At 70.0% G+C, this 8956-nt stretch carries 10 protein-coding genes and 1 pseudogene; 9 read left to right on the top strand and 2 right to left on the bottom strand.

Annotated elements, in window-relative coordinates:
* The 5 genes from C5B85_RS15275 to C5B85_RS19275 all read left to right on the top strand — a co-directional run bounded on the left by C5B85_RS15275 (nt 1) and on the right by C5B85_RS19275 (nt 4147).
* Nucleotides 1–369, top strand: coding sequence for a DUF6507 family protein (locus C5B85_RS15275; RefSeq protein WP_104286865.1), 369 nt, complete (start codon nt 1–3; stop codon nt 367–369).
* Nucleotides 366–2861 carry a DNA/RNA non-specific endonuclease gene (locus C5B85_RS15280; protein WP_104286866.1) on the top strand — a complete coding sequence of 832 codons (2496 nt, stop codon included), beginning with the start codon at nt 366–368 and terminating at the stop codon, nt 2859–2861. The genes C5B85_RS15275 and C5B85_RS15280 overlap by 4 nt, the downstream gene beginning before the upstream one ends.
* Entirely contained in the window at nt 2851–3321 is a 471-nt protein-coding gene (locus tag C5B85_RS15285; RefSeq protein WP_104286867.1) for a hypothetical protein, read from the top strand. The genes C5B85_RS15280 and C5B85_RS15285 overlap by 11 nt, the downstream gene beginning before the upstream one ends.
* A 63-nt stretch (nt 3322–3384) precedes the next feature.
* Nucleotides 3385–3894 (top strand): DUF6301 family protein, encoded by a 510-nt coding sequence (locus C5B85_RS15290; RefSeq protein ID WP_104286868.1) that lies wholly within the window; start codon nt 3385–3387, stop codon nt 3892–3894.
* A gap of 97 nt (nt 3895–3991) precedes the next feature.
* Nucleotides 3992–4147 carry a hypothetical protein gene (locus C5B85_RS19275; RefSeq protein WP_181064465.1) on the top strand — a complete coding sequence of 52 codons (156 nt, stop codon included), beginning with the start codon at nt 3992–3994 and terminating at the stop codon, nt 4145–4147.
* A 211-nt stretch (nt 4148–4358) separates the two neighbouring features.
* On the opposite strand, the gene C5B85_RS18990 is transcribed toward C5B85_RS19275, so the two are convergent.
* Entirely contained in the window at nt 4359–4667 is a 309-nt protein-coding gene (locus C5B85_RS18990; RefSeq protein WP_146077977.1) for a hypothetical protein, read from the bottom strand.
* 46 nt (nt 4668–4713) lie between these two features.
* The gene (locus C5B85_RS15300; RefSeq protein ID WP_104286870.1) at nt 4714–5061 is read right to left on the bottom strand and encodes a hypothetical protein; all 348 of its coding nucleotides are present in this window, start codon (nt 5059–5061) and stop codon (nt 4714–4716) included.
* A gap of 140 nt (nt 5062–5201) precedes the next feature.
* Between C5B85_RS15300 and C5B85_RS15305 the strand changes: the two genes are divergently transcribed.
* The 4 genes and pseudogenes from C5B85_RS15305 to C5B85_RS19280 all read left to right on the top strand — a co-directional run.
* Nucleotides 5202–5939, top strand: a complete 738-nt coding sequence (locus C5B85_RS15305) for an FHA domain-containing protein (protein ID WP_104286871.1) — start codon at nt 5202–5204, stop codon at nt 5937–5939.
* Nucleotides 5936–6436, top strand: coding sequence for a hypothetical protein (locus C5B85_RS15310; RefSeq protein WP_104286872.1), 501 nt, complete (start codon nt 5936–5938; stop codon nt 6434–6436). Before C5B85_RS15305 ends, C5B85_RS15310 begins: the two co-directional genes overlap by 4 nt.
* Before the next feature lie 74 nt (nt 6437–6510).
* The gene (locus tag C5B85_RS15315) at nt 6511–7845 is read left to right on the top strand and encodes an EsaB/YukD family protein (protein WP_104286873.1); all 1335 of its coding nucleotides are present in this window, start codon (nt 6511–6513) and stop codon (nt 7843–7845) included.
* Between the two features lie 62 nt (nt 7846–7907).
* Nucleotides 7908–8956 (top strand): annotated as a pseudogene (locus C5B85_RS19280) (hypothetical protein); the annotation flags it as partial.

Genomic DNA, 8956 nt, shown 5'->3' on the forward strand with positions numbered 1-8956 from the left:
GTGTCGGATTGGAAGATCGACCCCACCGGGGTGCAGACGGTGCTCACGAGCGTGCAGACCACGCAGGGTGAGCTCGCGACGGTCATCACGGAAGCGGGGATGAACGGCGTCATGGCCGGCGTCGCGTGGGGCGGGGGCATCACGGTCGGCGTCTCCGAGGCCCTCGCGGGTCTCCTCACGGAGCAGCAGTCGAACGTCACGGCCGTCGGCAACACCGTCAACGCGAGCGTCACGGGAGTCGCGAACGCCGTCTACGCCTACAACAACGGGCAGGAGCAGATGGCGCTCGAGTTCCAGGGCGCCATCGCGGATGGCTCCGACGGCGACTTCAGCTTCTTCGAGCAGCACGGCTACCGGGGGGACGCATGACTATCGAAGTCTGCACGGGGGACGGCCTCATCGACCCGTCGGCGTTCGTCTGCAAGAGCGCCGACCTCGATACGTCGCTCATCGAGGGGTCTGCGACGTCGCTCGAGGGGATGGGGTCTGGCCTCGTCGAGAAGGTATCGACCATCAGCACCACATGGACCGGCATCGGCGCGTCCTACCAGGCGCCGGAGCAGGAATCGGTGTACGCGGCGATCACGCCCGCGACCAACGCGGCCAGCGAGGTGGAGACGAGCTTCTCGAGCGCCGCCGGCTACCTGCGCACGTACGCGGAGGAGCTCCAGGGAGTAAAGGCGACGCTGCAGGACCTCGAGGAGCGCGCAGCGACGTTCCGACAGGAGGCGCTGCGCGGCTACGACGTGACGATCTGGGATGCGCACGGCCTGTTCTCGTCGGAGTTCTGGACGACCGACGTGACCAAGCTGGGCGACAAGAGCGAGCACATCCCGTGGACCGAGCACGGCCCGGCGATTGAGAAGAACGAGTCGCTCCTCGCCGAGTACGCCGCCATCATCGAGACGGTCTCGGCGGCCGCGACGACGTGCGCCGCGGGCCTCGAGACGCTCAGCACCGGCACGTACGTGACCGAGGACGAGGCCATCACGGCCGAGGCGATCATGGCGTCCACCGAGCTGCCGTGGGGCTACCCGGCTGACGAGGATCGCAACTGCTCGGAGTCGGTCGCGCACGGCGCTGGCAACTTCTGGCACGGCACCTGGACGGGTGCGGCGTCGCTCGTCGGCCGCGACCCCGTCACTGGTGATTGGGGCTGGGACAAGGCGGGCGCCGCGTGGGGCGGCCTCGGCAACTTCGCGCTCTCCACGGCCGTCGTGCTGTCGCCGACAACCTGGGCCGTGAAGCTCGTCGCTCCCGGTTCTGAGGCAGACCAGTGGTTCGACGACCGCGTCAACGTCGCCGCAACCGGATGGGGCAGCCTCATCGGCTACGACCACCAGGCCGCGCTCGCCGGCGAGAACGGCTTCCACGCGTGGGAAGAAGACGCGGTCGCGACGGGCACCGAGACGATCGCGAACATCGGCACCTTCTTCATTCCAGGCGCGAACATCGCGAAGGGCGTCTCGACGGCGGGCAAGGTCGGCTCGATCGTGACGCGCGTCGGCGGGTTCGCCGCCGACTTCGCGATCCCTGGCGGCTCGCTAGCCGTCGGCCTCGTGACGAAGGGCATCAAGTTCTCGCCAGACGGTCTGAAGATCACGCCGTACGTCGGCGCGACCGGGGTTGTTGAGGCTCTCTCCCCGACGGGTGGGGTACCTCCCGTCTCGTCGCACTTCGGGCTGGATGCGCCTGGGACTGCGGTGCCGCCCTCAGGGCCAGCGGTCACGCCGGCCCCAGGCGCTGGCACGCCCACGCCTACGCCCGGGGCCGCAGGTGCGCCGTCGGGCTCCGCCGGCTCCCCGCCTGGCACTACCTCCCCGACCTCCCCGGCCGGCAGTACCTCCCCGACCTCCTCGACCTCCCCCGCCGGCACGCCTGGCGCGACCTCCCCGACTGGTGCGACCGGCACTCCTGAAGGCCCGAACGGGGTGCGGGGCCCTGAGCCGGCTCCGACCCGGACACCTGAGGTCGAGGCCGAGCATCCGTCGGGCAACGGCTCGCAGGATGCAGGCGGCCAGCAGAACGCCCCTGGCCACCAGAATGGCAGCGGCCAGCAGGATGTCCCTGGCACAAAACCGGCGCCAGACGCGAACGGCGAGCAGGCGGCGCCCAACGCAGAGGGCACGCCGCCCGGACCGGCCGCCGCCGCGTCCTACCCGGAGCCACCCACGGAATACCCGCGTCCGGAGCCGACCCAGACAGTCGAGGTGCCGAAGGCGGACGCTCCCGGGCCCCGCACTCCGTTCGCGGCCAGCAGCGACTTGGCACCGAACAGCCTGTACCGGGTCGAGGGCCGCGGCGACTTCTACACGGACGCTGACGGCAAGGTCGTCTACGTCGAAGCGAACTACGGGACGACGGGAAATCTCAACGCCGATCTGCTCAACCCGCAGCCGAACGCGACGTACGTGGTGCATCCGAACGTCGGCGAGGTTTCCAACGGGGCGAGCGCCGCCCACGTCTTCGAGACGGACCATGCCGGCCGCACCGTCGGTGCGCACACGGAGCAGCTGGCACTCGGAGACGCGGACCGGTCGCCAAGCGTGCAGTCGCGCATCGGCGACGAAGGCGGCGATGGGTACGATGGCGGCCACCTGTTCGGGAACGGCTTCGGCGGCGGCCCAGAAGACGCCAACCTCATCGCCATGTTGAAGGAGATCAACAGGGGTGGTGGCGACAGCTACTTCAACCTGGAGAACTCGTGGCGTGAGCTCTTGCAGAAAGACCCCGCGACGACGATCGAGGTTTCGATCAAGCCGCACTACCCGGACGGGAGCACGGTGCCGGATCGCGTGCAGGTAACGTACTCGGTCAACGGCGAGATGCCCATCAACAAGGAGTTTTCGAATGTCAAATGAACGCGGACTCATTGCTGAGCAGGAAGCCCTCACGCGGGTCGCGAAGGAACTGCACGGCCTGCTCGGCCCGGGAGACGAACGCGCCGAGTACCTCGGGACGGTGCTCGCCCCGGTCACGTCGGAGCGTGTGCGGGCCGCGAACCCGAACGGAAAGTACAAGATGAGCGACGGGCAGTTCAACGCGCTCCCGTTCACGGAAACCCTGCGTGACGCCGTCCGGGACCTGCGGTCGGCGACGTACCGCGAGGGGGCGGGCACCTGGTTCAGCGCGAAGGTCTCAGTGACAGCCCAAGGGGCAGTCTCTGCGGAGTACAACTACGACGACGAGCCAGAGTGGGATGCGCCAGTCGATGCCGTTGCGTACCTGACCGACCTTGAGCAGTTCCCGCGAGACGAGGCCAACCAGCCCGAATGGCTCAAGGCCAAGCTCGCAGAGGGGCGCGCCGCGCGTCGCTCATGACGCTCTTGGTCGGGGCGAATACCCGAATGACCTCGACCTCGGGCCTGGGAAGTAGACGACGCCATGACGACGCAGAACATCGCGGGCCGTAGCACCGTTGCCCGCCTGAGCGAGGTGTTGACGGGGCTCAGCTGGCCGGTCTCGAAGCAAGAGCTGACCGGGGTAGCCGCAGCGCTGGGGTGGTCGGAAGCCCGGTCGACGAGCCGCAGCGCTCGCTACCGGACCGGATACATCGAGTCGCCCGAACGCGTCTCGAACGCCTCGGCTTCCGTCAAGGACGAGTCGGTGACCGAGATCCAGGTGAAGCTCAGCGGCGCGGACGCCAGCGGTGCCGCCGATGTCGCAGGTGCCCGGCGTCAACTCGGCGCGGAGCTCGCGGAGATCCTCGGTGAGGGAGCCGCACGTCAGGGCAGCGACATCGCTTGGGATCTCGACAACGGCGGCCGCCTTTGGCTGAAGTCGCTCGACACAAGCGTGGCGCTCATTGCGCTCCAGCCGGCATACGCCGAGATCGAGCGCCGCGAGGAGCGGTCGGGCATCAGCCCGGACCGGGTGCCCGGCGAGGCCATCTGATTCCAGGCACAGCACCGTTCGCGGCCACCGCAGTCGGCGAGGAGTGGTGATCGCTGGCCGCACCCGGGCTCCGAGAAGACGGGAGCACGGTGCCGGATTGCGTGCAGGCTACGTACTCGGTCAGCGGCGAGATGCTCCAGTCGATGCCGTCGCGTACCTGACGGACCTCGAGCAGTTCCCGCGAGACGAGGTCAACCAGCCCGCATGGCTGAAGGCCAAGCTTGTGGAAGCGCGTGCCGCGCGTGACCCGTGACGCTCTCGGTCGGGGCGCGTACCCGAATGAACTCGACCTCGGGCTCGGGAAGCAGACGACGCCATGACGATGCAGAACATCGCGGACATTGTCGGTGACGAGCGGTGAGTGCCCGCGCATGTGCGTCCCTGAGAACGCCAACGGCGAGCATCCGCTCCAGGATGCTCGCCGTTTCTGCGTTTCTGCGCGTTCTGCGGATGATGCTTCGGCGCTAGCTCGGGATCGACGCGCGGGCGGCCGACAGGGCGCGGCGTGCGACGTCGTCGTTCTCGACGAGCGAGTTGCGGATGGCGGCGATGACGTCGCGCACCTGCTGGCCGGCCGAGTTCCACTGCTGCTCGAGCTGCGCGTACTCCTCCGAGACGCCGTCGGCCTGGTAGTCGGCCATGGCCTGCTTGACGTCGGCGTCGCGGCGGTCGAGCGCCGACTCGAGCCGGGAGGCGACCTGCTCGAAGTTCGCCTGCGTCGCCTCGGATGAGCCGATGTTGTAGTCGTTGCGATCCATCTGGTTCGTGAACATGCGTGTTCTCCTGGTTCTCGTCGCGTCTGTGTCTGAGCGCTCGCGCCTAGGCCTGCGGGCGGATGCGCGTCAGGAAGGACTCTGAGCTGAAGTCGGTGGAGTTCGCAGACGCCTCGTGCGTCGCGGCGCCGTCGTCGGCTGCGGCGACGAAGGCCTTGTTCTGGCCGCTGATCGAGGTGACGATGCCGGCGAGCGCCGAGTTGAGGGCGTTCGAGATGTCGTCGGTCTTGGCTTTGAAGTTGTTGAAGCTGGCCTTGGCCGGGCCGTTAAAGGTGGAGGCGAGGGGCTCCGCCGCGTCGAAGAGCTGCTTCACCAGCTCGCCGAGGTCGTCCGATTCGGTCTGTGACTTGTTGCCGAGCGTGACCAGGGTCTGGTCTTCCATTGCGAACTTCATGGCATCCTCTCCAGCACCGCGATCGGCGCGCGTTCTTGTCCGAGACGTCAGTCCAGCACGAGCGGGCCGTCGTCGTCCAACTTTTCCCCGGGTACTTCTCCCCTCCCAGGGTCGGGTCCGGCCGACTAGCCTTGCCACTCGTGTGGAAAACGGCCGATCTCCCAGCGGCGACCTCCCAGCTCGCCTGGTCGGTCGTCGTCGACGTGGCGCTCGGGCTCGTGGTCACCGCGGGGCTCTCGTTCCTCGCCGCAGTGCACGGTGCCCCGCTCGCGGTACTGGTCGGAGCATCCGCTGCAGTCGTGGCGTTCGGCGCCTGGTGGTGGATGCGTGCGGCTCTCGGCACCAGCGCGGGCCACGCATTGCTGGGGCTGCGCACAGTTGCCCGCTCGACGGGGATGCCGGGGCATCCGTTCGCAGGCTCGCGGGCGACCCTCAACATCCGGGAGGGGCGCGACCCGCTCAGGCTGGTGCCGTCCGCCATCGAGCTGGCACCGCCCACGCGTGTCCCCCAGCGCTTCTCGAGCCCAGACCTCGAGCTGAGCTTCGACGACGGGTCGCGGCACGTGGCCCGCGGGGTTGTCATCGTGGGGCGGGCCCCGCAGGTCACCTCGAGGGGGCAGCGCCCCGTCGCGGTTCCTGACTTCTCGCGCAGCCTCGCCCCGACCCACGTGCGCCTCGAGCCGAACTTCGAGGGCGTGCTCGTCACGGATCTCGGCAGCGTCGGCGGCACGTGGGCGTTCGCCGGCGGAGACCCGAAGCGACTCCAGCCGGAGACGGCTGTCACCGTGCCCTTCGGCACCGTTCTCGCCCTGGGCTCACGGCGCGTGCGCCTCGGCCGGCCAGGCGCGGCAGCGGTCGGAGCGGGGGTGGCGGCATGAGCGAAGCCGACCGCACGCTCATCGACACGACCCGGGCCCACCGCGAGCGGATGCTCGGCGCACTCGCGCACGGGCCGCAGGCGACCAGGCGGGTCGTGAACACCAACGTGGGGCGCATGCTCGGCTCCGTCATCCTCGGGGCGGTCATCTGCTGCGCGTGCCTCGGGACGAGCTTCGTCGTGAACCTCCTCGAGGACCGCAAACAGCAGGAGGCGATCTCCGCGTTCCAGGCTGCGGCGGCCGCGAACCCCGTCCAGCCGGGCGGCACGGTCGTGAAGGACGAGGCGACGGGCTTCTTGCTCGACCAGGCGACGGGCGAGTACACCGACCCGCGGACGGGTTTCGTCGTCGACCCCGCGACGGGCTACGCGACCGACCCTGACGGCAAGCTCATCGACACCAGGCTCGGCTGGTACATCGACCCGGCGACGGGCTACTACACGAACCCGACGAGCGGAATCACGATCGATCCGCAGACGCTGACGGTGGTCGAATGAGCCACCCGACGAACGCCGGCCGTGCGCCGTGCATCCGAACGACCGCCAGCCGAACGAACCTTGAGGAGCACTGAGTGTCGTACACGCGACTCACTGTCATCGGCACCGAGCGGAAGGCGGAACTCGCCCTCCCCAACGGCGAGCCGGTAGGGGCGCTTCTTCCGCACGTGCTCGAGCTGCTCGAGGAGAAGCCGCGCGGCGGCGACGTGCTGACGCTGGCGACGCTCACCGGTGCATCCCTCGACTTCGACGCGACCCTCGAAGAGCAGGGAGTGCGGCCAGGGGCGATGCTGCGCGTGACGACCGCCGACGACGCCCCGCAGGCGCCGGAAGTCATCGACATCACCGACGCCATCACGGAGGCGGGCGCCTCGCGCCGCGATGCCTGGACGGACACGCACACGCGAATGACGTTCGCAGTCGCTGCCGGGGTAGCGGCGTCGGGCACCACGATGTGGGCGATGGGTGAGTTCGCACTTCCGGCGCAGTGGATGCTCGCCGCCGTCGCCCTGCTCGCAGCACTCGGCGCCGGGCTCGCACGGTCAGGTCAGGGCGTCGCCGCAGTCGCGATCGCGAGCGCAGCGCTCGGTGCGGCCGTCCCCGCCGCGATCGGCCTCGCCGCGGAGATCAGCTTGGTTGCTGGGTCCGCCGCCGCCGGCGCTCTGCTGCCGAACAGCGTGCTCGTCGCCGCCATGGCCGCGTGGCTCGTGCTCGGGCTCGTCTGGGGCGTCGGGTTCCAGCGGAGCTCCGCGAGGTACGGCGCGGCGATCGGTCTGCTGGCCAGCAGCATCCTCTTCTTCCTGGGCTTGGCGGGCTTCGACCGCGGCGGCGTCGCCGTCGTCGCGTCGGTGCTGAGCGTCGCCGCCCTCGGCCTGCTGCCCGGTGCCGCCCTCTCCCTCAGCGGCCTCACCTCCTACGACGACCGCATCATGCGCGGCGAGCGAGCCTCGACCCGTGACGTGCGGGCCGCGATCGCCGAATCGTTCGCGCAGCTCACCTGGAGCGTCATCGCCGTCTCTGTCATCGCGCTCCTCTCGCTCTCCGAGCTGCTGCTCTCGACGGATGCGTGGCGGCAGGGGCTCGCCGCGGCCCTCGCCGTCGTCGCTCTGCTGCGCATGCGCACGTTCCCCCTCGCTCCGCCCCGCATCGCCCTGCTGGTGGCCGTCGTCGTGCCGGCCGTGCTGTGGCTCTTGTCGACGACGCTCGTCGACGCCGGAGGGAAGGCGCTCATCGCCGGCATCGTCGCGCTTGTCGCGGTCGCTGCGGCGGCCTGGCGCCCGCGTGAGGTCGTCGCAGCTTCGCTGCGGAGGTGGGCCGACATCGTGGAGCTCCTCGTTGTCCTGACGGTAGTTCCCCTCGCGCTCGGCTCGTTCGGCATCTTCGCCGATCTCCTCGAGGCGTTCCGTTGATCCCCGAGAGCGCGATGCCCGCGCGTTCCGCCCGGCCGCAGGGTCTGGCTTGGTCGCAGGGTTTGGCCTGGCCGAAGGCGCTGGAGCTGGCCTGGCCGCAGGCGCTCACGGCGCGTGGCGCCACCGAGCTCCAGGACCTCCGTGAGCGGGCAGCCGTGCCCCTCGCGCTCCGACGACGCGTCGGCGTCGCATCCCTGGCTGTCGGTGCCGGATGCACGACCATCGCCGTCGAGCTTGCCCGGTTCCTTTCCGCCGTGCGCCGCGACCGTGTGCGCTTCGTGAGCGCCCAGGGGGCAAGCGCGCGTCCGGAACGCGGCCTCGACGGCACACGCGTCGAGGCGCTTGAGCTCTCGCCGACGCAGTGGCCCGCCGACGTCGACGCCTGGTGGCGCCTTCACCGCGCCTCGAGCGAGGCCCACGACCTCACCGTCACGGACTGGGGTGCCACGCCGCTGGCTCGGATCCGCGACCTCGCCGAGCATTCGCACGTGCTCTGCCTCGTGACTCCGGCCGATCGAGCGAGCGTCCAACGTGCACTCGATGTCGCAGCCGCAGTGGGCGAGAACACTCGCGTCGTGCTCGCCGCGGTCGACGTGCAGCGAGTCGCCGGCCTGGCGACCGAGAAGCTCGTCGACAACCTGCCCTTCCCGTCCGTGCTCCTGCGCCATGACCGGATGCGGAACGGCACCACCAGGCGCGGCCTCGACGGAGTGCGCATGCTGCGCCTCGGAGCCAGGGTCATCGACGCGGCGGCCGGGGTCGCTGCGCCTCCAGTGCCTGCGCCAGCGCCAGTGCCTGTTCCTGTGCCAGTTCCTGTGCCGTCGTCCGCTCCGGTCCCGCCCGCGGCTCCCGTTCCGGCGTCTGCTCCGGTCCCGCCCGCGGCTCCGGTTCCGGCGTCCGCCTCGACTCCGCCCTCCGCCTCGATTCCGCCCTCCGCTCCGGTTCTGCCGTCCGCTCCGATCCTGCCCTCGGCACAAGTTCTGCCGTCCGCGTCTGTCCCGCCGTCGGCCCCGCGTCCGCCCGCACCGCAGGCGCCCGTGTTCCCGCCTGCGGTGCGGGCGGACGCGGGGCCGACGGCGGGACAGACGCGGACGGCAGAACTTGTGCCGAG

This window comes from Pseudoclavibacter sp. AY1F1 (assembly GCF_002931075.1).
Taxonomy (GTDB): Bacteria; Actinomycetota; Actinomycetes; order Actinomycetales; family Microbacteriaceae; genus Pseudoclavibacter.

What these genes read in the sequence shown, in the direction of transcription:
- C5B85_RS15280 (WP_104286866.1), top strand. Translation starts at nt 366, where the DNA reads ATGACTATCGAAGTCTGCACGGGGGACGGCCTCATCGACCCGTCGGCG.
- C5B85_RS15285 (WP_104286867.1), top strand. Translation starts at nt 2,851, where the DNA reads ATGTCAAATGAACGCGGACTCATTGCTGAGCAGGAAGCCCTCACGCGG.
- C5B85_RS15290 (WP_104286868.1), top strand. Translation starts at nt 3,385, where the DNA reads ATGACGACGCAGAACATCGCGGGCCGTAGCACCGTTGCCCGCCTGAGC.
- C5B85_RS18990 (WP_146077977.1), bottom strand. Translation starts at nt 4,667, where the DNA reads ATGTTCACGAACCAGATGGATCGCAACGACTACAACATCGGCTCATCC.
- C5B85_RS15300 (WP_104286870.1), bottom strand. Translation starts at nt 5,061, where the DNA reads ATGAAGTTCGCAATGGAAGACCAGACCCTGGTCACGCTCGGCAACAAG.
- C5B85_RS15310 (WP_104286872.1), top strand. Translation starts at nt 5,936, where the DNA reads ATGAGCGAAGCCGACCGCACGCTCATCGACACGACCCGGGCCCACCGC.